Raw genomic sequence first — 23,200 nt, 5'->3', positions numbered from 1 at the left:
ACATGAGGCTAACCGAGAGGACAGCCTTAGTGCAACCATCGGTTGCACATCGCCGCTCCGGGCCGAACTCGTCGGGCTCCGCCGGCCTCGTGGACCACGTCCCGCCCCCGCTCCCAGACGCCATCCGGCGGGTCGTGCTATCGGCCGAAGATCCGCATCTGGAGCATGACGCCGAGCCGCGCGTCGGGGTCGGCCAGGTCCAGCCCGCCGATCTCGGCCAGCCGCTTGAGGCGGTAGCGGAAGGTGTTGGCGTGCACGTGGACCCGCGCGGCGGCGGCGTTGACGTCGCCGAAGGCGTCCAGATAGGCCCGCAGGGTGGCGACCAGCTCGCTGCCGTGCTCGGCGTCGTACGCGAGCAGCCGCTCGTACGGCCCGGTGGGCGCCTGCTTCTCCGCCCTGACGAGATCGGACAGCTGGAGCAGCAGCGCCTCGAAGTGCACGCTCGTGTATCCGGCCGCCTTGCCGGAGGCGCCCCTGGCCCGCAGCACCCGCAGCGCCCGATCGGCGTCGGCCCGCGACCGGGCCACCTCGGTGAGGTCGGCCGCCAGGCGCCCCACGCCGATGTTGGCCGCGTGGCGGGGGCCGACCCTGGTCAGGAAGCTCTCCGCCACGCGTACGGCCCGCGTCTCCTCCTGCCCGCCGGCCAGCAGGGGCAGCACGGCGTAGGCGACGGAGCCGACCAGCGCGGCCGCGGCCTTGGGGTGGATGGCCCCGACGTGCAGCGCGAGGGCGTCGCAGAACCGCTGCCTGTCGCCCTCCAGCCGGGCGGCGTCGTCGTCGTACGCCTCCTCGGTGAGCTGGGCCGCGAGCACGCACAGGCGCTCGCTCGCCACACCCAGCCGGCCCGCCGCCTCCGCCGCCTCGCGCCCGCCGGCGAGCACGGTCGACAGCAGGTCGGCGCGCAGGCGCCTGCTGGTGTCGGCCCCGGCGCGCTGCCGCAGGAGCTGCAACGCGACGATCTTGGCGGCGTCGGCGAGGGCGCGCCGCCGCTGCTCGCTCAGCGGCTCGCGCACCGCTGCCCAGATGGAGCCGAGGATCTCGTCCCCCGAGCGGACGGCCACCGCCGCCCGGTTGATCCCCTCGTCGTCGAGTTCGATGTAGATCGGCTCGCGGCTCTGGTAGAGGCGGCGGAACACGCCTCCTTCCTCCAGCATCCGCCGATACCGCTCCGGCACCTGACGGCCGAGCACGGTCGCCACCCGCCCGGGGTCGGCCTCCTCCTGCCGCTCGGAGTAGGCCAGCACGCGCGAGGAGCGGTCCTCGATGGTGACCGGCGCGTCCAGCAGCGCGCACACGGCGTTGGCCAGCGAGAACAGGCCGTCCGGCGGAGGCTCTCCGGGCTCGGCGAGATCGCCTTCGCCCCTGAGCTCGGCCAGCAGGGACCGCAGCAGCGCCGCCACCTGAGCCCAGGAGGCGGCGCGGGTGAGGCCGAGCACGGCGACCCCGGTCTCCAGGACCTTCGCGCGCAGCGGCTCGTCCACCTCCACCGGCTGCTTGACGACGACGCCTGCCGCCGGGCCGGCCGCGTCGAGCAGGGCCCTGATCCGCTCGGCCGAGTCCACCCCGACGGCGAGCACGAGAGCCCCCTCCTGCAGCAGCGGCTCGTCCAGGGGGTCGTAGATGTGCACCCCGGTGACCTCGGCGTCGAGGTCACCGGGTGAGACGGCCACGTCGAGCACGGTGCTGCCGAGGTCCTCGAGGACCCGGCGCAGGCTGGCTCGCGGCCGTGCGGTCATCCCCGCCTCAGCCGATCCTGGGCGTGGCCCGCGCGCCGAGGTGGACGTACGGCGTGCCGTCGGCGAGCCGGAAGAACACCGCCGACCACCAGTCGGGCTGCCCCTGCGGGCGGCCGACGAAGGTGACGTCGTCCACCGGCACGAGGTCGACGTCCATGGGCGGCTGCGCCCCGGCGAGGGCCCCGGTGGCCTCCATGTGCGTGGCGAGCACTCCGTCGCGCGCCGTCATCGTGATGCGCATGCCGGCCCGCTCGTAGACCCCGGCGTACCGCTCCACGTCGGTCTCGTACGGCTCGGCGGGCGGGCCGAGCACGGGCGGGACGGCCAGGCCGAGCAGGCCGGCGAACAGCTCGGTGGCCACCGCGTGCTGGAACGCCCCGGTATGGCCGCCGTTGGCCAGCACGCACACGACCGTGCCCGCGTCGGGAACCGCCCAGAGCATGGCCGCCTGGCCGATCGTGTTGCCGCCGTGGGAGATCACCCGGTGGCCGTCCCACTCGTCGAGGATCCAGCCGATCCCCCACTGCCTGCCCAGCGTGTGCGGGTTGGGGACGTCCACCTGCGGCTCCCACATCGCCGCCGGGTCCGCCAGCAGGCCGCCTTCGAGGTGAGCGCGGGCGAACGCGACGACGTCGGCGGCGCGGGCGCAGATCAGCCCGGCGGGCCCGGCCGAGCGCATCAGACCCCACATCGGCGCGGGCGCGCCGCCCATGTGGCCCATGGCCGCGCGGAAGCGCAGGACGTCCTCCGGCAGGGTCCAGGTGTGGGTCAGGCCCAGGGGCTCGACCACCTGCTCGCGCAGCGCGGCGTCCCACACCTTGCCGGTCAGGCGCTCGACCGCCCGGCCCGCGATGGACAGGCCGGAGTTGCAGTACGAGTGGGTGGCGCCGAGCGGGTGGATCTGGGCGAGGTCCGCGCACGCCTCGACGTACCTCTCCAGGCAGTCGTCGCCCCTGCCGGTGTCGAGGAACAGGTCGCCGTCGATGCCCGAGGTGTGCGACAGCAGGTGCCGGAGCGTGACGGTCCCGGACACCTCCGGATCCGCGACCTTGAACTCCGGCAGGATCTCCCGCACCGGGGTGTCGAGGGCGACCCGCCCCTGCTCGGCCAGCAGCATGACCTGCGTCGCCGTCCACAGTTTGGTGATCGAGCCGATCTGGAAGAGCGAGTCGGGGGTCGCCTCGACGCCGGTGGCGACGTTGAGCACGCCGGCGGCGAACTCGTGGACCTCCCCCTCGTGCAGGAAGGCCAGGGTCGCGCCGGGCACCTCGTACTCGGCGACCAGCTCGCCGAGCCGGGTGTGCCATCGTCCTGCCACGTCAGCCATCGGAGGGGGTCCTTTCGTCGCCGGGCCGTCGCCCGAACGCTAGGCGTCCTTTCCCGCCGCTGCCTCGTTCACCTCAACGAACCGGCGCATCGCTCGTAGTGGGATTGTCCAACACACCGCGCCGCACCTCGAACATGAAGCAGCCGAACTCCACGGCCCGCACATGGATCACGGCCGTCTCCGGGTCCTCGAACAGGGTGTCCAGCAGGATCGACGCCGCGACGGGATCGGCCGACTGGTGCGCCTCCACCAGGTGCCCGTTCAGGATGGAGCCGTCGGCGCGGTAGGTGCGGAAGATTCGCCGCGCGCCCCCCATGGCCGCGGGATAGCCGGGCCCTGTCGTCGACGAGGGTCCCTCACACGGCTCCTCGTGCACGAACACCGGCCCGACCTCCTCGTACGCCCCGGGGTCGGCGCCGGTCTCCAGCGCCCAGCGACGCAGCGGCGCGTAGGCCGCGAGCAGGACGGCCTCCCCGGGCCGGGAGCGGCGCAGGCAGCAGCGCAGCGGGCTGCCGCCCTCCTCATCGACGATCAGGCGCGGCCTCCGCCCGGCGTCGTCGGTCTTCCTGAGCTGGTCAAGTACGTCGGGCGCGATGGCCCTGATCTCGAACGCCATGCCCTTATCGTGGCCGTGCCGCCGTCGTGAAGGCTGGCGGAAAACGGACGGCGCGTCACGAGGTGCCGACGGTCTCCGGCACGGCCTCCTCCTCGCCCACCGCCTTGGCGGCCTTGCGCTTGAGCCACACCGTGGTGCCCAGGCCGACCAGGACGGCGACCACCAGCCCCACCCAGGAGAAGCCCTTCAGCCACTTGTCGGCCACCACGCCCAGGTAGTAGACCGCGGCCGTGGTCCCGCCGGCCCAGGCGATGCCGCCGAGGATGTTGGCGACGAGGAAGCGCCAGTAGGGCATGTGCAGGGCTCCGGCGAGCGGCCCGGCGAGGATGCGCAGCAAGGCGACGAAGCGCCCGAAGAACACCGCCCACATCCCGTGGCGGTTGAACACCTGCTCCGCCTTGGCGATGTGCGCGGGGCCGAAGTGCTTGGGGAAGCGCCGCCCCAGCCGGTCGAACAGCGGGCGTCCGCCCTTGCGGCCGATCAGGTAGCCGATGGAGTCCCCCACGATCGCGCCGCCGCTCGCGCAGAGCCCGACGACCACGGGGTCCACGACCCCTCTGGACGACAGCAGCGCGGCGCTCACCAGCACGATCTCGCCCGGGAGCGGGATGCCCAGGCTCTCCAGCCCGATGACGGCGCCCACGAGCACGTAGACCCAGACGGACGGGATGGTCTGCAGCCACTCGTCGACGTGCATCTCACTCCTCAACGCGGTAACAGCACCCATTCTGCCGTCGCCCCGCGAGTGCGGCATCCGCCGAAAGGACCATGGCGGGTAACCCGATAGAAGGACGGACCTGCCCCGCCTCCGACCAGGAGACGATCAACCGGGAGACGATCAGTCGCGCATCGCCGCGCGGACGGCGTCGCGCATCGCGGCGTGGACGGCCGCGTTGCCCACCCGGTCGGTGCGCGCCTCCACGATGCGCAGGCCGTCCCCCTTGATCGCCCTGGACAGTTCCTCCGGGTCCTCGACCAGCGCGTACGGCAGGCCGGTCGCGGCGGCAAGGTAGCCGAAGTCCACCCCGTGGGGAGTGCCGAAGACCCGCTCGAACGGGTCCTCCAGTGCGGCCTGCGGCAGCAGCGAGAAGATCCCGCCGCCGTCGTTGTTCACCACCACGAGGCACAGGTCGGGCCGGGGCTCGCGCGGGCCGAGGATCAGGCCGTTCTGGTCGTGCAGGAGCGTGAGGTCGCCGATCAGCGCGTACGCCGGGCCGTTGTGGGCGAGCGCGGCCCCGATGGAGGTGGAGACCAGGCCGTCGATGCCCGACGCGCCCCGGTTGGCCATGAGCCGCAGCCCGCGCCGGGGGCGCATGGCCTGGTCGAGGTCGCGGATCGGCATGGACGACCCGCAGAACAGCAGCGAGCCGTTGGGCACCACCTCGGCGAGGTCCCTGGCCAGCCGCGGCTCGGTCAGCCCGGAGGAGTCGAGAACCCCGTCGATCGCCTCTCGGGCCACGTGGTCGGCGTGCCGCCAGGCGCGCAGCCAGGCGTCCCCGCCGGCCGCGATCGGGATCTCCACGGCCTGGGCCACCTGCGTCGCCGAGCGGGTCGGGTCGGGCCATCGGGTCAGGTCGGGAGCGACCACGATGTGCTCCTCGGCCCGGCGCAGCCACGACAGCAGCGGGCGCGACAGCCCGGGACGGCCGAGGGTGACCACGACGTCGGGCCGGTGGGCGTCGGCCCACTCCTGGTCGCCCAGCAGGAAGTGGTAGGTCGAGATCGCGTGGTCGCCGTACCGGCCGCCGCCGTTGGGCTCCGACAGCACGGGCCATCCCGCCATGCCCGCGGCGGCGACGTACCGCCGCACGTTGGCGGCGCCGTCGCCGACGACCAGCACCCCGCGCCGGGTCGGCGGGATGTGCAGGGCGGCGGAGGGCGGCGCGACCCGCGCGCGGAACCACGCGCCGGAGGCGTCGCCGTCCAGCGGCTCGCACCAGCTCGCGTCGCCGTCGGGGATCAGCGGCTCGCGGAAGGCCACGTTGAGGTGGACGGGCCCGGGGTCCGGCGGCCCGGCGGCCCGCTGGCAGGCCCGGCACACCAGCGACCGCCAGTAGGCCACCTGGCCCGGCCGGTCCTCGGGCACCCCGACCTCGGCGAACCAGCGCACGGCCGAGCCGTACAGCTTGACCTGGTCGATCGTCTGGTTGGCGCCGGTGCCGCGCAGCTCGGGCGGCCGGTCGGCGGTCAGCAGGAGCAGCGGCACGCCCGACTCGGACGCCTCGATCACGGCGGGGTGGAAGTTGGCCGCCGCCGTGCCCGAGGTGCAGATCAGGGCCACCGGCCGCTCGGACCGCTTGGCCAGGCCGAGCGCGAGGTACGACGCCGACCGCTCGTCGACGCGCACGTGCAGCCGCACCCGCGACTCGGCGTGCGCGGCGAGCGCCAGCGGCGCGGACCGGGAGCCCGGGGCGAGCACCACGTCGGTGACCCCGCAGCGCACCAGTTCGTCGACCAGGACGGTCGAGAGGGCGGTCGCCGGGTTCACCGCCGCGCCTCCAGAACGCCCAGATTCAGAACGCCCAGACCGGCCCGGTTCCTGTCCACCCGCCCGTCTCCTCCCGTTCCCGCAGCCGCAAGCGTACGGCAAAACGGAGAGGCCGCCGTCATCACGCGGCCCTCTACGGGCGGCGGGGGAACTTCGAGAAGTCCGGCTTGCGCTTCTCCTTGAACGCGTCGCGGCCCTCCTGGGCCTCCTCGCTCATGTAGTAGATCAGCGTCGCGTCGCCGGCGAACTGCTGCATGCCTGCCGCGCCGTCGGTCACCGCGTTGAGCGCGCCCTTCAGCATGCGAAGCGCGAGGGGCGACTTCTCCAGCAGCTCGCGGGCCCACTGGACGGTCTCCTCCTCCAGGCGCTCCAGCGGCACCACCGCGTTGACCAGGCCCCACTGGAGCGCGGTCTGGGCGTCGTACTGCCGGCACAGGTACCAGATCTCGCGGGCGCGCTTGAGGCCCACGGTCTCGGCGAGCAGCCAGGAGCCGTACCCGCCGTCGAACGAGCCCACCTTGGGGCCGGTCTGGCCGAACCTGGCGTTGTCGGCGGCGATCGTCAGGTCGCAGCAGACGTGCAGCACGTGGCCGCCGCCGATCGCGTAGCCCGCCACCATGGCGATGACCGGCTTGGGGCAGCGGCGGATCTGCACCTGCAGGTCCAGCACGTTGAGCCGGCCGATGCCGTGGGTCTTGTCGTCCACGTAGCCGTCGTCGCCGCGGATCTTCTGGTCGCCCCCGGAGCAGAACGCCTTGTCCCCGGCGCCGGTGAAGATGATCACACCGACCTCGGTGTCCTCCTGGGCCCGGTTGAAGGCCTCGCGGAGCTCGAACAAGGTCGTGGGCCGGAAGGCGTTGTGCCGCTCGGGGCGGTTGATCGTGATCTTCGCCATCCCCTCCGCGGTCTCGTAGATGATGTCCTCGTACTCGCCCGACCGCTTCCAGTCGACCCCGCTCGTCACACCCGCTCCTTCGTCGTCACCAGCCAGGCGGTCGCCTCCGGCCACCGCGCCGGGACTAACCTTACGACCGTGCTCAGCCGTCCAAGACACCACCCGGGACAGCGGCCCGTGCACGCCCTCGTCCTGCCTCCGGGGCCCGCCCTGTCCGAGGCCGTACGACAGGCCCTGACCGGCGACGGGCCCGCCGTGCTGCCGCTGTCGCCCGACCTGCCGCGGCCGGCGCTCGAGGCGACGCTCGCCGCACTGCGCCCCACCCACGTCGTCACCGCCGACGGCGTGCGGCGCGAGCCGGACGGCGAGCCGTCCGACGCCGCGCTGATCATCGCGACCTCCGGGTCCACCGGCGTCCCGAAGGGGGTGGAGCTGCCGGCCGAGGCGCTGCTCGCCTCGGCCCGCGCCTCGCTGACCAGGCTCGGCGCCCGCGAGGGCGACCGCTGGCTGTGCTGCCTGCCGCCGTCGCACATCTCGGGCGCGCAGGTGCTCGTCAGGTCGCTGCTGTGCGGCACCGAGCCGATCGTCCACGCGCGCTTCTCCCCCGGCGAGGTCGCCGCGAGCGGCGCCGACCACGTCTCGCTGGTCCCGACCCAGCTGCGGCGGATGCTGGACGCGGGGGCCGACGTCGCGGCCTTCGGCACGATCCTTCTCGGCGGGGCCGCCGCCCCCGCGGGCCTGCTGGCCGAGGCCCGCGCGGCGGGGGCCAGGATCGTCACCACGTACGGCTCGAGCGAGACGAGCGGCGGGTGCGTGTACGACGGCGTGCCGCTCGACGGCGTCGAGGTCAAGGTCGGCGGCGACGGGCGGGTGCGGATCGCGGGCCCGGTGCTGTTCTCGGGTTACCGCCTGCGCGAGGAACGGCCCTTCGAGGGCGGCTGGTTCGTCACCTCCGACCTTGGCTCGATCGAGAACGGGCGGCTCACCGTGCTGGGCCGGGCCGACGACGTGATCAACACCGGCGGCCGCAAGGTCGTGGCCGGCGCGGTCGCCGAGGTCCTGGCCGGGCACCCGTCCGTACGCGACGTCGTGGTGGTGGGCAGGCCCGACCCCGAGTGGGGTGAGATGGTGGTCGCCGTCGTGGTCCCCCGGGACGCCGGCGAGATCACGCTCGGCGGGCTGAGGGACTTCGCCAAGGAGCGGCTGCCCGCCTACGCCGCGCCGCGCGCCGTGGAGCTGGTGTCCCAGATCCCGCTCCTGCCGAACGGCAAACCCGATATGGTCGAACTCAAGAACCGGAACCGCGGATGACCTTCGTGCGTCTGTAAGAGCAGGGGAAGGGGACGCCGCATGCAACCGATCCGCCTCACGCCGGCCCAGAAGACGATGGCCTCCGCCGTGCTCGTCGGCGTCGTCATCGTGGGCGGAGCGTCGGTCACGGCCGCCGCCTTCGCCGGCCGCCTGGACGACGTCGCGAAGGTGGGCGACGCCCCCGCCGCCAAGTTCGGCCCGGCGGCGGGCGGTCACGGGGGCTCGGTCGAGGTCTCCCCCGACGATTACGGCCACGGCGACCCCACCGGAGCGCGGTCCACCCCCGAGGCCGACCCCGACGTGGTGCTGAAGGAGCTCACGGACGACCCGGACGGGGTCGCCGACTACTGGACGCAAGAGCGCATCCAGGACGCCAACCCCATGCCGGTGCCGCAGGTCAGCGTCAGCATCATCCCCGACTGACCGGCCCGCCCGGGCGAGTTCGACGGCCTCCCCCGCGGGGTGAGGGAACAAACCAGGCGTGAGAGCGTTATTGATACTGGTGCGCTGAGCCGCCTGACGCCGCGCCCCGATCGCAAGCATCAGAACCTCGAACCGACCATGAACTCCGCAAGGAGGAGGTGTCCTCATGCCCCGGACCGCCGTGGCGGCCTCGCCCGAGCGCGAGGCGACCCCGACGACGCTCGACCTGCTCCTGGAGCGAGGCCGTGCGCAGGGTCGTCTTTCCCTGTCGGAGCTGCGCGAGGCCTTCGCGAAGGCCGGCGTCAGCCCCGTCGAGGGCCGCTCGATCCTGCGCGAGCTCACCGAGGCGGGCGTGAACCTGGCCGCCGACAACGGCCTGGAGAACGAGCCGGGTGAGAAGACCGAGGCGACCCCCGCCAAGGCGCCGGCCAGGAAGTCCCGCCGGGCCGCCCAGGCCGCGGCGCAGGCCGCCAAGAACGCGCCGGCCGCCAGGAGCGCCGCGAAGAAGACGGCCAAGGCCGCCGACGAGGAGCCGTACGACGAGGAGCTCCAGGCCGACGAGGCCGAGGCGGAGGACGGCGAGACGCTCGACCTCGACGACACCTCCTCGGTCATGGGCGACTCGGTCCACACCTACCTGAAGTCCATCGGCCGCCGCACGCTGCTCACCGCCGCCCAGGAGGTGGAGCTGGCCAAGCGCATCGAGGCCGGGCTGTACGCCGAGTACAAGCTGGAGACCGCGCTCGAGAACGGCGAGCACCTGCCCCCGCACGTGCGCGAGGACCTGGAGTGGGTCATCGAGGACGGCAGGCGGGCCAAGGACCACATGCTGGAGGCCAACCTCCGCCTGGTCGTCTCGGTGGCCAAGAAGTACACCGACCGCGGCATGGCCCTGCTCGACGTCGTGCAGGAGGGCAACCTCGGCCTGATCCGCGCCGTCGAGAAGTTCGACTACACCAAGGGCTACAAGTTCTCGACGTACGCCATGTGGTGGATCCGGCAGGCCATCCAGCGCGGCTTCGCCGACTCGGCCCGCACGATCCGGCTGCCGGTCCACGTGCTGGAGATGCTGTCGAAGCTGTCGCGCGTCGAGCGTGACATGCACCAGCGGCTCGGCCGGGAGCCCACGCCGGAGGAGCTGGCCGTCGAGCTGGACAAGACCCCGGACCAGATCGAGGAGCTGCTGCGCACCAGCCGGCAGCCGATCAGCCTCGACTCGACCATCGGCGAGGACGGCGAGACCCGCATCGGCGACCTGATCGAGGACGTCGACTCCCCCGAGGCGTCCGAGGTCGTCGACCGGCAGCTGCTGGCCGAGCAGCTCAAGGGCGTGCTGAGCAACCTGTCGCCGCGCGAGGCCAAGATCATGAGCCTGCGCTTCGGCCTGGCCGACGGCAAGCCGCACACGCTGGACGAGATCGGCAAGCACCTGGGCCTGACCCGGGAGCGGATCCGCCAGCTGGAGAAGGAGTCGCTGTCCAAGCTGCGCCACCCGAGCAACACCCGCCCGCTGCTCGACTGGGCCAGCTGAAAATTTGGGCCAGCTGAGACTCAGACCGGCTGAGACTCAGACCGGCTGATTCGGATATTCGTACGGCCCGCACCCTGAGGGGTGCGGGCCGTACTGCTGCGTGCGCTCAGTGGCCGGCGGCGGCCAGGCCCTTGCGCACGTCACGCGGGGTCAGGCGGGCGGGGTCGCCCGTCTTGGAGGCGCGGGGCACCCGGGGGATGCCGCTGAGGCGGTGCGCCTCGCGCAGCGTGCGCAGGCGGTTCACCTCGTCGGTCCACAGCGCGCCGTCGGGGGTGGCCTTCGCCTTGCGCCGGGCGATCCTGCTGTCGTAGGACTTCACGCCGAACGTGGCGCGCTGGCCCGCCTCCGCGGCGCGCAGCGCCTCGGTCAGGGCGGCGTCGAGGCCCAGAGCCGCCTCACGGAGCTCGGGGAGCGGCACGCCCGCAGCCTTCGCCTCCTGGAACCGCCGCTGCGCCACCCGGACCTTCTCCAGCACGTGGTCGAAGTCCTTCCGGATCTCCAGATCCGCGTGGTAGCGGACCTCCGCCTCCCGGCTCACCCGCGGACGGAAAAACGCCATCGTCAGCCCCTTCGGTATCGAACCCGCGCACTCGGAGGTGCGCAATCGAACTCGCGTCGCAGTCGGTAGCGTACGCGCTCCACGCGGGGTCTCGTACCGCAGGGTGCGCCGCCCTTTACGAAGTAAGGGTCCATATGGCAGCATGATCGCCGTGCCTGCCAAGCGACCACCCGTCCCCCTGTCCCGCGAGCGGATCATCGACGCCGCCCTGCACATCGCCGACGGCCAGGGCCTGCGCCGGCTGACCATGCGCCGCCTCGGCGACGCGCTCCAGGTGGAGGCCATGGCCATCTACCACCACCTGCCGCGAGGCAAGGAGGCGCTGATGGACGCCCTCGCCGAGCACGTGACGACCGTGGAGGTCGATCCGGCGGCCGCCGCCACCTGGCAGGACAGGGCACGCGCCTGGGCCCGCGCGAGCCGTGCCGCGCTGCTTGAGCACCCGGGCGTGCTGTCGCTCGCCCTGACCAAGCCGCCGAAGGGGTCGGCCCTCATCGCGATCGGGGAGCAGACCGAGCAGTTGCGCGAGGCGGGGGCGGGCGACCCGGCCGGAGCGGTCCGGGCGCTGCGGGCCTACGTGTTCGGCAGCGTGGCGGTGGAGGTCCAGCAGTCGGGGTGGGCCGACCCTGACGCCGAGGTGCGCGACGCACGCACCGCAGAGGGCGAGCGCGACTTCGAGCACGGCCTCGACGCGCTGATCGCCGGCCTCGGCGGCTGAGACCTGGGGATTTCCGGGCCGTCCGCATCGCTCGCGTCTGGCGACCGGAATCTGTGATCTCTCGGTTACCCGGCCGTCGGCGTGTCGAGGCCGGACCGTTGCCTCCAATGGGGCATTCTTGTGTACTAGGTCACATCAGTGTGCGTGAGCCTGCTCGGGGGTGCGGCCGGGTCCCCTGCCCGACCGGCGGAAATGCTCCGAACGGACTATGTCGTACGGATGCGGCCGAGCCGCAAACTGGTGTAGTCCAGTGTGGTGTGCGTCATACCCCACGGACGCCAGGAAGACAAAAACGAGCGAACGATAAAGACACGGAGCCCCGGCGATGTGCCCTCATGAACCGGCCTGTCCCAGCGCGGACGCGAAGGACCGAGAAGCCGCCCGCACGATAGCCTGTCACCCTGAGCAGGGCTGGAGCCTGCTCTGCAACGGCGTCGTGCTGTTCGAGGACACCGGCGAGCTGCTGCCCGACGGCGGTGTCATCGCCCCCCACCGCCCTACCGACATGGCCATCAGCGCGGCCTAGGGTCCCGTTTCCCGGCTTCGCCGACGCGATCGTGGTTTCACCCTCACGGTGGTCGGCGTGGAAGGCCGAGGAGGCGTGACCGACGCGGAGTGGGAGCGGCTGGAGCCTCTGCTCCCACCCGTGGACCACGCGGCGGCCGGCGCATTGATCGCCGCGTGGTCGTCAACCCCCGCGGCACTGGCGCCGTTCGAAGGTGAGCAGGGGCACAGGAGTCGCCGGCGTCGGCGCGCCGGGATCTGCGGCGACAGCCTGCTCCAGTCGGCGGAAACCGGCCTCCAGTTCGTCCGGAGTGAAGTGGGCGAAGATCGAGTGTGCGCGCAGGCGCAGCCCTTCGAGCGCGTCACCGCGGGTGCCCGAGGACGGCTCGGTGACCGTCCTGAAGTCGGCGACGCGCCAGCCGGCCGACGCGAACGTCTCGATGACCTCGTGCAGCGGCTGAAACATCGAGGCGTCCACCTCATAGCCGCGAGGGAAGTACTCCAGCCACCAGATCCTGGGCATGTGGTCGCTGAACCCGGAGCGCAGTAGCAGCCGCCCGTCGGGCTTGATCACCCTCGCCAGCTCCCGGGCTGCCCGCGGCTTGTCCTGGACGTGGTGCCACACCTGCAACACGACGGCGTAGTCGGCGCTGCCGGACGGCACCGGAATGTCCTCGGCGGCGCCCGCCGGATATCGCACGCCGGGATGCTGCGACTGCGCCTGGGCCGTCTCGCGCATGCGGACCGACGGCTCGACACCGGTCACCGGCCCGAACGCCCGCGCCAGCGCGGGGGTGAACCTGCCGGTCCCCGAGCCGACGTCCAACCCGGTCAGCGGACGCCGCCCGGGCAGGAGAGCGCCGAATGCGCTCATCCATGCCTGCAACTGCTGCTCGGTGAGCGCGCGGCCACGCGCGTAGTCCCGGTATTGCTCCGTGTCGTAGTCGGTCCGCCTCATCGCAGCCCCTCTCGCCCGCGGTCTGCGCCAGGTGCCCAGCCCCGGGTGACCGTGCGCAGCCCCGGGGTGACCGCCGGAACCGACGTGACCCCGGATCGCTGCTGTGCCCTTGCGACACATCTATGCCGTTCCGATGTATCGGTGCGATACATCGGAACGATACGGACCGGCACGCGCGGGCGCAAGGTTCCCCCTCTGCCGCCCAGATCAGACAGACAGCCTCCCGCGTACTGCCGGGCGTCAGCCGCTGTAGTTCCTCCCTGGGGCCTTCCCGGGGATCGGCTTGCCGATGAGAGCGACGGGGATGAAGAAGCAGATCTGGCTCATCGCCATGGTGAGCGTCCACAACGCCTTGTCGTCATAGTGGGCGGACGCCTTCGCGAACAACTCGTCGGGGACGCGCTCCCCCGACGGGTTCGGGGTGAGGACGGCCTCCACGAGCTCCAGTGCGACCCGTTCCGCGTCCGTGAAGTAGGGGGCGTCCTGCCACGACGCCACCGCGGTGATGCGCTCCTCCGTCTCCCCGGCCTTGCGGAGGAGGCCGGTCTGCCGGACCGTGTGGTAGGTGCTGCCGACGATCTGCCCGGCGCGCAGCTGCACCAGGCCGATGGTGGCTGGGGGAATCGCACCGTTCCGGGTCGCCTTGGACATGGCTCCGGCGATCGTCGCCAGCTCGGGGAAGAACCGAGCGGGGTCGGGCAGACGCGACCGGAGGCTGTCCTGCTCAGTGGGTGTGGAGGTGGGCGTGGACATGACGAGGTTTTCCCTTCTCGATCTCAGCGAGGATTCACGGGTGGAGTCGGTCGTTCATCCGGAAGCGGCCGGCGGCGGGGACGACGCCCCAACCGTCATGCCACGGCGACCGTGCGGCGACCGGACCAGATCCAGACCATCTGGAGGACGCTCATCCCGAACATCAGGACGCCCAACGGGACGTGCAGGGTCTTCACATGCGCGATGCCCAGCGCCACCTGCGCCAGCGTGAGCCCCACGAACCCGATCGCGTACAGGATGGGCCCGGGCGAGCCGCCGCCCGGCCGCCAGGTCAGGATCGCGACGACCAGATGCACCAGCGTCACGACGAACACCGTGTACGCGCCGGCGCTGTGCAGTGCGCCATTGCCGGGCGAGGACAGCAACAATCCCGCGGTGATCGCCTGGACGAAGACGGTCAAGGTTTGCACGGTACTCGCGACACGCAAGATCATGAGGTTGCCTTGCTTCATCGTCGTGCGCGTGGGCATTGCGACGTTTCCCTTCTCTTTCTCACCGTGTACGAGGCGTGGGACCCGGTGCCTCGGTAGTCCGACGACGCGACCGACGAGAATGTGAGGCGAAGCGCCGGCCTCACACTTCGGTGCGCTGTCTCGTCGATCCGGTGAGGGAAGACGCGAGCAAGGAAGCCGGGGAAACCATGACCACCACATCCGAGCCGGGACACGGCCGGCCCGATCCGAGCCTTAGCGCGATCATGAGTGAGCGGCGTCAGCTGATCAATCTCGCGTACCGGCTCCTCGGCTCCCTGGCCGACGCCGAGGATGTCGTGCAGGAGACCTACACCCGCTGGTACGCCATGTCCCGGCAGCAGCAGGAGGCCATCGCATCCCCCGGCGCCTGGCTGACGAAGGTGGCCGGCCGCATCTGCCTGGACCTGCTCGGTTCCGCACGGGTCCGGCGCGAGCGCTACGTGGGCGAGTGGATCCCGGAGCCACTGCCGGATCGCACGGAGTGGATCGACGGGCGGGGCGGCGGCACGGCCGACCCGGCCGACCGGATCACGCTCGACGAGTCGATCAACATGGCCTTCCTGGTCGTGCTCGAGTCGATGACCCCGGCCGAGCGTGTCTCATTCATCCTTCACGAGGTCTTCCGGTATTCTTTTGTCGAAGTGGCCGAGATCGTCGGCCGTACGCCGGCGGCATGCCGCCAGCTGGCCTCCTCCGCCCGCCGTCGCATTCGCGCGTCGCGGGCTCTCGCGGCTCCGCCAGCGGTGCGGGCCGGGCTCGTGAGGGACTTCAAGCAGGCATGGGAGGCCAAGGACATCGACGCCCTCATGGGCCTCCTCGACCCCGACGCCACGATGATCGCCGACGGCGGCGGCGTGGTCAGCGCCGCGCTCCACCCGATCGAGGGCGGTGAGCAGATCGCCCGCTACATCGTCGCCATCGCCGCCATGGCCCCCGGCCTGACGATCCTGGAGCGTACGGTCAACGGTCAGCCCGGTCTGGTGGCCCAGCGCGACGGCGTCACCGTGACGGTGGCGGCGTTCGACGTTCCGGGCGACCGCATCACCCGCATCTGGGCGGTGCGCAACCCGGAGAAGCTCTGGCCGTGGACGGTGGAGCCACAGCGCTGAACGGCCTCCCCCGCCGGCCACGGGGAGGCTGCGACCCCGATCACGACAGCGGATCCGAGGAACAGGACCCGGGCGAGAGCAGCCACCGCGCCACCACCTCGCCCACCCGGGCGGGGTCCTTCTTGAACTCGTGTCCCTCCCCCGGGAGGACCACGAGACGTGCGGCGTCCTTCTCGTCCGGCACGCCGAACGGATCCCGATCCCCGTTGACCACGAGCACCGGGGTCCCCGCCTGCCGGAGTTCTTCCGCCCGTGACCGTTCCGGCTTGCCCGGCGGGTGGAGCGGGAACGCGAGCGCCACCACCGCCTCGGCCCCGGCGGCGCGCGCGGTGCGGCAGGCGACCCGCGCGCCGTTGCTCCGCCCGCCCTGGACGAGCGGCAGGCCCGGATGGCGCTCGCGGAGCGCGGCGACGATCGACAGCCACGCCTCGTCCTGTTTGACCGCCGACCCCGGCGCCCGCGCGCCGCGCAGCCGGAACGGCTGGGTCACCCGCGCGACGGTTCCCCCAGTGGCCACCACCGCGTCCCGTACGGCGAGCAGGTCGGGGGCGTCCACACCTCCCCCGGACCCGTGGGTCAGGACCAGCAGCAGCCGGGGATCGGCCGCCTCGTCCACCTCGGCCAGGGCGCGGCCGTGCGGGGTCTCGATCTCCATGCGGTGACGGTAGCGGGTCCGACCGGAGCAGGAGGGGGCGACCCTCCGATCGGAGGATGGCGGCGTCCGGCAGAAGGAGCAAGAATGTCACGGTGACGGACATCACATCGCAGCAGCCGCCGCCCGCGACCGGGCGCCCCGTCCCTCCGCCGCCGGCGGCCCCCTCGACCCGCGAGGACCTGCGCGCCGTCATGGCGGCCCGCCGCGACCTCGGCCCTGAGTACGAGGACGCGCTGGTCGACTCGTTCCTCGACAAGCTGGACGTCGAGATCGCCGCACGGATACGCAACGAGGTGGCGGCCCAGCTGCGTCACCAGCCGCCCGGCCCCCCGGGCAAGCAGAAGGACAGCGCTGTGGGCGTGGCCATGGGGTCGCTGGCCCTGGGCATCCCGCTGACCGGGATCGCGGTGGCGAACGCGGGCGGCCCGGGGCTCCTCCTCGCCTGGGGCGGGATCATCGCGGTCAACTTCGCTTACGCCATCAGCCGCCGCTCCCAGCGCTGACACGCGGCGGGATCACGTGGCGGCGTCGTAACGGCGCCGGGTGTCCTTGATCTCCACGTGATGCGCCGCCGCCCGTCGGCCGAGGCGGGTCTCGCCGGGAGCGGTGCGCCGTCGGTCACCGCCGCCGGCTGAGCGCCCTCAGCCGGCCGCGCCGGCCTCCATCGCGGGGCGCACGTCCCTGCCCAGGCGCAGCAGCACCTGCTCGGCGAGCGCGGGGTCGGGGTGGTCGAGGCCGTAGCGCCACACGGTCTCCGCGTCGGCGTCACGGCCCCGCAGCGGCAGCGTGCGGGCCAGCAGTTCGATCGCGAGTGCGCCGGTGCCGGCGTCGGCCCCCTCCTGGCGGCTGTCCTCCACGGCCCCGGCGAACTGTGCGCACGCCATCTCCAGGTGCGCCATGCCGAGCAGCACCCGCAGGCGTGCCGGGTCGGCCACCGCGCTGACCGACAGCGCCTCGAGCAGGACGTCGGCGGCCCGCTCGGGCTCGCCGTCCTCGAGCAGCCGCTCGGCCATGCGCTCGACCACGACGGACAGGCCCTCGCCGGCCTCGCCGCGGTCCGGCGCGTCCTCGTCCGCGGCGAGCTCCGCGAAGATCGCGGCCGCGCCGTCGAGGTCGCCGCTCTCGGCGAGCCGGCGCGCGTGGTCGAGCCGGTCGGACCGCCGCCCGGATTCGATGGCCGTCATACAGGGGGCCTCGCATGGTCGCAGGTGATGAGGAACGATCACCGCGATCTTAACGAGACCGGCCGCCGGGCGGGGCCGACATACTCAACTGATCAGTCCTCGTACGCCTCCAGGGGCGGGCAGGAGCAGACGAGGTTGCGGTCGCCGTACGCCTGGTCGATGCGGCGCACCGGCGGCCAGTACTTGTCGTCCCGCAGGCCGGGCACCGGGTAGGCGGCCGCCGCCCGCGAGTACGGGTGGGACCACTCGTCGGCGGTGAGGCACTCGGCCGTGTGCGGGGCGTTGCGCAGCGGGTTGTCGGTCTTGTCGTACTCCCCCGACGCCACCTTCGCGATCTCGTCCCGGATCGCGATCATCGCGTCGGCGAAGCGGTCGAGCTCGGCCAGGTCCTCGCTCTCGGTGGGCTCGATCATGAGCGTCCCGGCGACGGGGAACGACATCGTGGGCGCGTGGAAGCCGTAGTCGATCAGTCGCTTGGCCACGTCGTCCACGGTGACGCCGGTCTCCTTGGTGATCTGGCGCAGGTCGACGATGCACTCGTGGGCGACCAGGCCGTCCCTGCCGGTGTACAGCACCGGGTAGTGCGGCGCCAGCCGCCGGGCCAGGTAGTTGGCCGACAGGATCGCCTGCTCGGTGGCCTGCCGCAGCCCGTCGGCGCCCATCATCCTGACGTACGCCCAGGAGATCGGCAGGATGCCCGCCGAGCCGTACGGCGCGGCCGACACGTGCGCCGGCAGGTGCTCGGCGAGGTGGGCCTTGACCGCCACCGGGCCGACGCCGGGGCCGCCGCCGCCGTGCGGGATGCAGAAGGTCTTGTGCAGGTTCAGGTGGGAGACGTCCGCCCCGAACTCGCCCAGCTTGGCCAGGCCGACCAGCGCGTTGAGGTTGGCGCCGTCGACGTAGACCTGCCCGCCGGCCTCGTGCACCCGCTCGCAGATCTCGACGATCGTCTCCTCGTACACCCCGTGGGTGGACGGGTAGGTCACCATGATCGCGGCGAGCGCGTCGCGGTGCTTGTCGATCTTGGCGGCGAGATCGGCCAGGTCCACGTTGCCGTCGGCGTCGCAGGCCACCACGACCACCCGCATGCCCGCCATGACGGCGCTGGCGGCGTTGGTGCCGTGCGCGGAGGACGGGATGAGGCACACGTCGCGCCCGCCCTCGCCCCTGGAGCGGTGGTAGGACCTGATCGCCAGCAGCCCGGCGAACTCGCCCTGGGAGCCCGCGTTCGGCTGGATCGACACCCGGTCGTAGCCGGTGACCTCGGCCAGCCAGCCCTCCAGCGTCGCGATCAGCTCGGCGTACCCCTCGGCCTGCTCGGCCGGCGCGAACGGGTGGATCGAGGCGAACTCCGGCCAGGTGACCGGCTCCATCTCGGTGGTCGCGTTGAGCTTCATCGTGCAGGAGCCCAGCGGGATCATCGAGCGGTCGAGCGCGATGTCCTTGTCCTGCAGCCGCCGCAGGTAGCGCAGCATGGCCGTCTCGGACCTGTGGGAGCGGAACACCGGGTGGGTGAGGAAGTCCGAGGTGCGCTGCAGGTCGGCCGGGAGCGCGTCGGAGGTCACCCGGTCGAGGTCCTCGACCACGAGGTCGGACGCGCCGAACGCCGCCCAGACCGCCCGCAGGTGATCGGTGGTGGTCTTCTCGTCGCAGGCGACGCCGACGTGGTCGTCGTCGGCCAGGCGCAGGTTCACGCCCCGCTCCGCCGCGGCGGCCACGACCTGAGCGGCCCGCCCGGGCACGCGGGCGAGCACGGTGTCGAAGAACTCGTCGTGGACGACCTCCACGCCGCCCTCGCGCAGCCCGGCGGCCAGGACGGCCGCGTGGCGGTGCACCCGCTGGGCGATCCTCTTCAGGCCCTCCGGGCCGTGGTAGACGGCGTACATCGACGCCATGACGGCGAGCAGCACCTGCGCGGTGCAGATGTTGCTGGTGGCCTTCTCCCGCCGGATGTGCTGCTCGCGGGTCTGCAGGGCCAGCCGGTAGGCCGTACGGCCGTCGGCGTCCACCGAGACGCCGACGAGGCGGCCCGGCATCTGCCGCTGCAGGCCCTCGCGGACGGCCATGTACGCCGCGTGGGGGCCGCCGTAGCCCAGCGGGACGCCGAAGCGCTGGGAGGAGCCGACGGCGATGTCGGCGCCCTGCTCGCCCGGGGACTCCAGCAGGGTCAGCGCCAGCAGGTCGGCCGCGGCCACCAGCAGCGCCCCCTGGGCGTGCGCCCGATCCGCGACCGCGCGGAAGGAGGCCACCCGGCCGCTCGCGCCCGGATACTGCACGAGGACCCCGAAGCACTCGGGCAGCTCGCCGGCGAGGTCGGACTCCACCAGCGTGATGCCGAGCGGCTCGGCGCGGGTCGCCAGCACGGCCTTGGTCTGCGGCAGCGCGTCGGCGTCCACCACGAACACGTCGGTCTTGACCTTGCTGGCCCGCCGGGCCAGCGTCATCGCCTCCGCCGCGGCCGTGGCCTCGTCGAGCAGGGACGCGCCGGCGACGCCGAGGCCGGTGAGGTCGGACACGACCGTCTGGAAGTTCAGCAGCGCCTCCAGCCGTCCCTGCGAGATCTCCGGCTGGTAGGGCGTGTACGCCGTGTACCAGCCGGGGTTCTCCATCACGTTGCGGAGGACGACGCCCGGGGTGATCGTGTCGTAGTACCCGAGGCCGATCATCGGGGTCAGCACCCGGTTGCGGCCGGCGAGGGTGCGCAGCTCGGCCAGAGCCTCGGCCTCCCCCACCGCCTCGGGCAGGTTCAGCGGGCCGCGCGTGCGGATGGCCTCGGGCACGGCCACGGCGAGCAGGTCGGCCACCGACTCGTAGCCGACGGCCTCCAGCATCCGGGCGCGGTCGGTGTCGGAGGGGCCGATATGACGGGTGGCGAAGGGCGGAGCGGAAAGATCGCGAAGCGTGGACCGATCGGTCATGACAGGGGCCTCCTGGCGGGTCGAGACCTGCGGCGACCGCCCGGCGCCCTGGGTGGCGCGGCCGGTCGTGAAGCGGTCTCCCCCTCTGTCATCGGACCTGAGAGCTTCACCGGGCCGTCGAGCCCGGCTTTCCCCTTCGGTGAGGCGCCGCCTGGCCGGCGGGCCTGCTTTTCAGAGTCGCCTCGTCCGTGCGGTACGGGTGCCTGAGAGATTCCGGGGAGGTTTGCTCCTTCGGCGCCCCTGAAGGCCAGGGGTCTCTCCCGCACGAGGTCGTCGGCCTTACCTCACTCTACCGGCTACCCGATATCGGGCATCACTCCCACCCCTGCGAGATGATCTCAGCCGGTCCTGCGCGCCTTCCTCCGGCGGGCCAGCTCGTCCGCCGGATGGTCCCCCTCCGCATCCGGAGCGGCCTCCGCGCGCTCGCCCGGAAGCTCGGCCAGCGATCCCTCGACCTCACGCCAGACCCGCCCGAGCGCGATGCCGAACACACCCTGACCGCCCTGCAGCAGGTCGATCACCTCGTCGGCGCTCGTGCACTCGTAGACGCTCACGCCGTCGCTCATCAAGGTGATCTGGGCCAGGTCGTTGACACCGCGGTCGCGCAGGTGCCGTACGGCGGTGCGTATCTGCTGCAGGGAGACCCCCGTGTCCAGAAGACGTTTGACGACCTTCAGGACGAGGATGTCGCGGAAGCTGTACAGTCGCTGGGACCCGGATCCCTGGGCGGCCCTTATCGTCGGGAGCACCAGTTCGGTCCGGGCCCAGTAGTCGAGCTGCCGGTAGGTGATCCCGGCCGCCGCGCACGCCGTGGGCCCGCGGTATCCGATGCCCTGGGGCAGCGCCGTCGGCTGCTCGTCGAACAGCAGACCCTGTTCGCCGGCGCGCTCGCGCGCCGCCTGCCGAACCGGGTCGTGCTGGCCGGCCGACTTACCCTCGCCGCTGCTGACCGCCACTGCGGACCTCCGGCTTTCTCTCATCCCACGGTCTGATCTGGGGGTTCGTGAATTACAACCGTGGTTTCCCTTGCACCGTAGGACCGGGGCCATCGTCAGTCAACGACCCCGTCCGGCGCGTCGTGAAGCGTAATCTCCCGAAATCGTCCGGCACGTCAGCCCGCCCGGCCGAAGTCTTCCGGTGTGATTTTGTCCAGGAACTCGCGGAACTTCTCCACTTCGTCTTCCTGGTCGTCGGGCATGCTCACGCCCGCCTCCTGGATCACGTCCTCACTCGCGTAGATCGTCGCACCCGTACGCAACGCCAGCGCGATCGAGTCCGAAGGACGGGCGCTGACCTCCACACCGTTGGAGAAGACCAAGTCGGCGAAGAAGATTCCATCGCGGAGCGCGACGATGTTGACGGTGCGCAACCGCACCCCCAAGGCCTCAAGAACGTCACGGAACAAGTCGTGGGTCAGCGGCCGGGGCGGCGGCTCCTCCGCCTGGGCCAGCGCGATAGCGGTCGCCTCGGTCATGCCTATCCAGATCGGCAGATACCGATCACCACTCGTCTCCTTCAGGAGAACGATCGGCTGGTTGGTGGGCATCTCAACGCGAACCCCCACGACCTCCATCTGCAACACGGGCGGCTCCGTCTCAAGCGTCGCGGCATATCACCAGGCATTCAACGTAACACCCACGGAGGTGCGGATGTGCCGGTCACCGCCCCAGAACGCCGCGAACACTCCCACGCAGTAACGCATTGTGCAGTTCCTGGAGAAGTCCGGAGATCTCGCGGGCGGTCTCGTCCGCCTCCGCGATCGCCCCCGGCGCCTTACGCCGCAGCAACGGGGCCACCGCCTGCTCGATGAGACCGGCCTCCCGCTCCACCGCGGCGCGGATCGCCCTCAGGTGCCGCGCCTGCAGGCCGAACCGCGCCAGCGCCCCCACGCTTCGCGCGACCTCCAGCGCCTCCCCGTCGTACCGGCGCGCCACGGGGGCGACCAGGCCGAAGCTCTCCATCTCGGCCAGGGTCTCCTCGTCGATGCCCGCGGCCTCGATGAGCTCCTCCCGGCTGAGACGCACCGGCGGAGCGCCGTCGGACACGGCGTGCGGGCGGGCCGCCTGCTCGTCCAGCTGATCCTTGATCACGCGGAGCGGCAGGTACTGGTCACGCTGCGCACGCAGGATGTACCGCAGGCGCTCGACGTCGTTGAAGGTGAACTTGCGGTACCCCGACGGGCTCCGCTGGGGCTCGATCAGCCCCTCACCCTCCAGAAACCGGATCTTGGAGACGGTCACGTCCGGGAACTCGCCCTGCAGCAGGGCGAGCACCTCCCCGATGCTCATGAACGCCCGTACGGCCTGTGCGCTCATGACTCCTCCTCCTCACCGATCACAGCCCTCCAGGACCACGTGTGAGGAACACCAGCCGGAACTTGCCGATCTGCACCTCGTCGCCTCCCTGCAACGGGGACTCCTCGATGCGCTCCCGGTTGACGTAGGTGCCGTTGAGGCTGCCCACGTCACGCACGGTGAACTGGCCGCCGCGGCGGTAGAACTCCACGTGCCTCCTGGACACGGTCACATCGTCCAGGAAAATGTCGCTTTCCGGGTGGCGACCCGCCGTAGTGAGGTCGCTGTCGAGCAGAAATCGGCTCCCCGCGTTCGGGCCCCGCATGACCACCAGGAGAGCCGTGCCGGGCGGCAGCTGCTCGACGGCGGCCCTGTCCGGCAGAAGCGTCTGGCCCGTCTCCGCCTCAAGCGCCTCGAGTGAGATCGTCGAGGTCGTGTCGGCTGCGACGGGCGCCGGAGCGCTCAGCGGCGAACCGCATCGTGAACAGAAACGGGCATCCTCGGGGTTGGCATGACCGCACTGCGTGCAGTAGACGCTGGGCATCGAACGGCTCGGCCTCTCTCACGACTTGCTCTAGGACTAGCTCAAACTGCGAATGCCGCAACTTACGCTGATCAGGCACAAAGGTCAAGACCGCGGCTGGGCGTGGACTGACCAACGCTACAGCCAGCGGAGGTTCAAGGTCCATCCCGCCACACGTGTTGTATTGCCGCGCCTCCGGCACGG

At 71.9% G+C, this 23,200-nt stretch carries 24 protein-coding genes and 1 riboswitch; of the genes, 7 read left to right on the top strand and 17 right to left on the bottom strand.

Annotation, left to right across the window (positions count from 1 at the left end):
- Window positions 1–137: 137 nt before the first annotated feature.
- From ABZ860_RS36410 to menB, 6 genes are all read right to left on the bottom strand, one after another.
- Complete coding sequence (locus tag ABZ860_RS36410) at window positions 138–1,736, bottom strand: helix-turn-helix domain-containing protein (protein ID WP_357229432.1); 1,599 nt, start codon at window positions 1,734–1,736, stop codon at window positions 138–140.
- A gap of 7 nt (window positions 1,737–1,743) precedes the next feature.
- A complete protein-coding gene (locus ABZ860_RS36405; protein WP_357229429.1) occupies window positions 1,744–3,063 on the bottom strand; it encodes a serine hydrolase domain-containing protein in 1,320 nt (439 codons plus the stop codon).
- Between the two features lie 73 nt (window positions 3,064–3,136).
- Window positions 3,137–3,679, bottom strand: coding sequence for a DUF1203 domain-containing protein (locus tag ABZ860_RS36400; RefSeq protein WP_357229426.1), 543 nt, complete (start codon window positions 3,677–3,679; stop codon window positions 3,137–3,139).
- Window positions 3,680–3,734: 55 nt separating this feature from the next.
- A complete protein-coding gene (locus ABZ860_RS36395; RefSeq protein WP_357229424.1) occupies window positions 3,735–4,376 on the bottom strand; it encodes a DedA family protein in 642 nt (213 codons plus the stop codon).
- Window positions 4,377–4,517: 141 nt separating this feature from the next.
- Window positions 4,518–6,167, bottom strand: coding sequence for a 2-succinyl-5-enolpyruvyl-6-hydroxy-3-cyclohexene-1-carboxylic-acid synthase (menD, locus tag ABZ860_RS36390; RefSeq protein ID WP_357229421.1), 1,650 nt, complete (start codon window positions 6,165–6,167; stop codon window positions 4,518–4,520).
- A 133-nt stretch (window positions 6,168–6,300) separates the two neighbouring features.
- Complete coding sequence (menB, locus tag ABZ860_RS36385; protein ID WP_079313902.1) at window positions 6,301–7,131, bottom strand: 1,4-dihydroxy-2-naphthoyl-CoA synthase; 831 nt, start codon at window positions 7,129–7,131, stop codon at window positions 6,301–6,303.
- Between the two features lie 69 nt (window positions 7,132–7,200).
- Here menB and ABZ860_RS36380 point away from each other — a divergent pair, with 69 nt between their 5' ends.
- The 3 genes from ABZ860_RS36380 to ABZ860_RS36370 all read left to right on the top strand — a co-directional run bounded on the left by ABZ860_RS36380 (window position 7,201) and on the right by ABZ860_RS36370 (window position 10,327).
- The gene (locus tag ABZ860_RS36380; protein WP_357229418.1) at window positions 7,201–8,373 is read left to right on the top strand and encodes an AMP-binding protein; all 1,173 of its coding nucleotides are present in this window, start codon (window positions 7,201–7,203) and stop codon (window positions 8,371–8,373) included.
- A 39-nt stretch (window positions 8,374–8,412) separates the two neighbouring features.
- Complete coding sequence (locus ABZ860_RS36375) at window positions 8,413–8,796, top strand: hypothetical protein (RefSeq protein WP_357229415.1); 384 nt, start codon at window positions 8,413–8,415, stop codon at window positions 8,794–8,796.
- 166 nt (window positions 8,797–8,962) lie between these two features.
- Window positions 8,963–10,327, top strand: coding sequence for an RNA polymerase sigma factor (locus ABZ860_RS36370; protein ID WP_357229413.1), 1,365 nt, complete (start codon window positions 8,963–8,965; stop codon window positions 10,325–10,327).
- Between the two features lie 106 nt (window positions 10,328–10,433).
- Here the strand turns inward: ABZ860_RS36370 and ABZ860_RS36365 are convergent, their stop codons facing one another.
- Window positions 10,434–10,886, bottom strand: a complete 453-nt coding sequence (locus ABZ860_RS36365) for a hypothetical protein (protein WP_357229410.1) — start codon at window positions 10,884–10,886, stop codon at window positions 10,434–10,436.
- Between the two features lie 142 nt (window positions 10,887–11,028).
- Between ABZ860_RS36365 and ABZ860_RS36360 the strand changes: the two genes are divergently transcribed.
- Window positions 11,029–11,604, top strand: a complete 576-nt coding sequence (locus tag ABZ860_RS36360) for a TetR/AcrR family transcriptional regulator C-terminal domain-containing protein (protein WP_357229407.1) — start codon at window positions 11,029–11,031, stop codon at window positions 11,602–11,604.
- 325 nt (window positions 11,605–11,929) lie between these two features.
- Complete coding sequence (locus tag ABZ860_RS36355; RefSeq protein WP_079313908.1) at window positions 11,930–12,130, top strand: DUF5999 family protein; 201 nt, start codon at window positions 11,930–11,932, stop codon at window positions 12,128–12,130.
- A 162-nt stretch (window positions 12,131–12,292) separates the two neighbouring features.
- Here ABZ860_RS36355 and ABZ860_RS36350 read toward each other — a convergent pair whose 3' ends face one another.
- The 3 genes from ABZ860_RS36350 to ABZ860_RS36340 form a co-directional block, all read right to left on the bottom strand.
- Window positions 12,293–13,066 (bottom strand): class I SAM-dependent methyltransferase, encoded by a 774-nt coding sequence (locus tag ABZ860_RS36350; RefSeq protein ID WP_357229404.1) that lies wholly within the window; start codon window positions 13,064–13,066, stop codon window positions 12,293–12,295.
- A gap of 240 nt (window positions 13,067–13,306) precedes the next feature.
- Window positions 13,307–13,819 (bottom strand): carboxymuconolactone decarboxylase family protein, encoded by a 513-nt coding sequence (locus ABZ860_RS36345; protein ID WP_357229401.1) that lies wholly within the window; start codon window positions 13,817–13,819, stop codon window positions 13,307–13,309.
- Between the two features lie 95 nt (window positions 13,820–13,914).
- Window positions 13,915–14,310, bottom strand: a complete 396-nt coding sequence (locus ABZ860_RS36340) for a hypothetical protein (RefSeq protein ID WP_357229398.1) — start codon at window positions 14,308–14,310, stop codon at window positions 13,915–13,917.
- A gap of 227 nt (window positions 14,311–14,537) precedes the next feature.
- Between ABZ860_RS36340 and sigJ the strand changes: the two genes are divergently transcribed.
- Window positions 14,538–15,422 carry an RNA polymerase sigma factor SigJ gene (gene sigJ, locus ABZ860_RS36335; protein WP_357229397.1) on the top strand — a complete coding sequence of 295 codons (885 nt, stop codon included), beginning with the start codon at window positions 14,538–14,540 and terminating at the stop codon, window positions 15,420–15,422.
- A gap of 40 nt (window positions 15,423–15,462) precedes the next feature.
- Here sigJ and ABZ860_RS36330 read toward each other — a convergent pair whose 3' ends face one another.
- Entirely contained in the window at window positions 15,463–16,077 is a 615-nt protein-coding gene (locus tag ABZ860_RS36330) for an alpha/beta family hydrolase (protein WP_357229394.1), read from the bottom strand.
- A gap of 92 nt (window positions 16,078–16,169) precedes the next feature.
- Here ABZ860_RS36330 and ABZ860_RS36325 point away from each other — a divergent pair, with 92 nt between their 5' ends.
- Window positions 16,170–16,580 (top strand): hypothetical protein, encoded by a 411-nt coding sequence (locus ABZ860_RS36325; protein ID WP_357229391.1) that lies wholly within the window; start codon window positions 16,170–16,172, stop codon window positions 16,578–16,580.
- A 138-nt stretch (window positions 16,581–16,718) separates the two neighbouring features.
- On the opposite strand, the gene ABZ860_RS36320 is transcribed toward ABZ860_RS36325, so the two are convergent.
- From ABZ860_RS36320 to ABZ860_RS36295, 6 genes are all read right to left on the bottom strand, one after another.
- Entirely contained in the window at window positions 16,719–17,261 is a 543-nt protein-coding gene (locus tag ABZ860_RS36320; protein ID WP_357229388.1) for a hypothetical protein, read from the bottom strand.
- A 92-nt stretch (window positions 17,262–17,353) separates the two neighbouring features.
- The gene (gcvP, locus tag ABZ860_RS36315; protein WP_357229385.1) at window positions 17,354–20,179 is read right to left on the bottom strand and encodes an aminomethyl-transferring glycine dehydrogenase; all 2,826 of its coding nucleotides are present in this window, start codon (window positions 20,177–20,179) and stop codon (window positions 17,354–17,356) included.
- Window positions 20,180–20,360: 181 nt separating this feature from the next.
- Window positions 20,361–20,452: riboswitch (glycine riboswitch) on the bottom strand.
- A gap of 65 nt (window positions 20,453–20,517) precedes the next feature.
- Entirely contained in the window at window positions 20,518–21,135 is a 618-nt protein-coding gene (locus ABZ860_RS36310) for a MerR family transcriptional regulator (RefSeq protein WP_030506528.1), read from the bottom strand.
- Between the two features lie 155 nt (window positions 21,136–21,290).
- Window positions 21,291–21,761, bottom strand: a complete 471-nt coding sequence (locus tag ABZ860_RS36305) for a bifunctional nuclease family protein (RefSeq protein WP_139577972.1) — start codon at window positions 21,759–21,761, stop codon at window positions 21,291–21,293.
- A gap of 76 nt (window positions 21,762–21,837) precedes the next feature.
- Window positions 21,838–22,494 (bottom strand): MerR family transcriptional regulator, encoded by a 657-nt coding sequence (locus tag ABZ860_RS36300; RefSeq protein ID WP_182902290.1) that lies wholly within the window; start codon window positions 22,492–22,494, stop codon window positions 21,838–21,840.
- Between the two features lie 19 nt (window positions 22,495–22,513).
- Complete coding sequence (locus tag ABZ860_RS36295) at window positions 22,514–23,017, bottom strand: FHA domain-containing protein (protein ID WP_079313913.1); 504 nt, start codon at window positions 23,015–23,017, stop codon at window positions 22,514–22,516.
- Window positions 23,018–23,200: the final 183 nt, after the last annotated feature.

It is taken from the genome of Microbispora sp. NPDC046973, assembly GCF_040644495.1.
In the GTDB taxonomy this organism is placed as follows: Bacteria; Actinomycetota; Actinomycetes; order Streptosporangiales; family Streptosporangiaceae; genus Microbispora.
Note: the sequence above shows the minus strand (reverse complement) of the source record. Positions and strands in the feature narration are given on the sequence as shown.

Coding starts and splice junctions, on each gene's coding strand:
- ABZ860_RS36410 (WP_357229432.1), bottom strand. CDS start 1,736: ATGACCGCACGGCCGCGAGCCAGCCTGCGCCGGGTCCTCGAGGACCTC.
- ABZ860_RS36350 (WP_357229404.1), bottom strand. CDS start 13,066: ATGAGGCGGACCGACTACGACACGGAGCAATACCGGGACTACGCGCGT.
- ABZ860_RS36330 (WP_357229394.1), bottom strand. CDS start 16,077: ATGGAGATCGAGACCCCGCACGGCCGCGCCCTGGCCGAGGTGGACGAG.
- ABZ860_RS36340 (WP_357229398.1), bottom strand. CDS start 14,310: ATGCCCACGCGCACGACGATGAAGCAAGGCAACCTCATGATCTTGCGT.
- ABZ860_RS36355 (WP_079313908.1), top strand. CDS start 11,930: ATGTGCCCTCATGAACCGGCCTGTCCCAGCGCGGACGCGAAGGACCGA.
- sigJ (WP_357229397.1), top strand. CDS start 14,538: ATGAGTGAGCGGCGTCAGCTGATCAATCTCGCGTACCGGCTCCTCGGC.
- ABZ860_RS36395 (WP_357229424.1), bottom strand. CDS start 4,376: ATGCACGTCGACGAGTGGCTGCAGACCATCCCGTCCGTCTGGGTCTAC.
- ABZ860_RS36365 (WP_357229410.1), bottom strand. CDS start 10,886: ATGGCGTTTTTCCGTCCGCGGGTGAGCCGGGAGGCGGAGGTCCGCTAC.
- ABZ860_RS36375 (WP_357229415.1), top strand. CDS start 8,413: ATGCAACCGATCCGCCTCACGCCGGCCCAGAAGACGATGGCCTCCGCC.
- gcvP (WP_357229385.1), bottom strand. CDS start 20,179: ATGACCGATCGGTCCACGCTTCGCGATCTTTCCGCTCCGCCCTTCGCC.
- ABZ860_RS36300 (WP_182902290.1), bottom strand. CDS start 22,494: ATGAGCGCACAGGCCGTACGGGCGTTCATGAGCATCGGGGAGGTGCTC.
- ABZ860_RS36400 (WP_357229426.1), bottom strand. CDS start 3,679: ATGGCGTTCGAGATCAGGGCCATCGCGCCCGACGTACTTGACCAGCTC.
- ABZ860_RS36405 (WP_357229429.1), bottom strand. CDS start 3,063: ATGGCTGACGTGGCAGGACGATGGCACACCCGGCTCGGCGAGCTGGTC.
- ABZ860_RS36320 (WP_357229388.1), bottom strand. CDS start 17,261: ATGACGGCCATCGAATCCGGGCGGCGGTCCGACCGGCTCGACCACGCG.
- ABZ860_RS36370 (WP_357229413.1), top strand. CDS start 8,963: ATGCCCCGGACCGCCGTGGCGGCCTCGCCCGAGCGCGAGGCGACCCCG.
- ABZ860_RS36295 (WP_079313913.1), bottom strand. CDS start 23,017: ATGCCCAGCGTCTACTGCACGCAGTGCGGTCATGCCAACCCCGAGGAT.
- ABZ860_RS36345 (WP_357229401.1), bottom strand. CDS start 13,819: ATGTCCACGCCCACCTCCACACCCACTGAGCAGGACAGCCTCCGGTCG.
- ABZ860_RS36360 (WP_357229407.1), top strand. CDS start 11,029: ATGATCGCCGTGCCTGCCAAGCGACCACCCGTCCCCCTGTCCCGCGAG.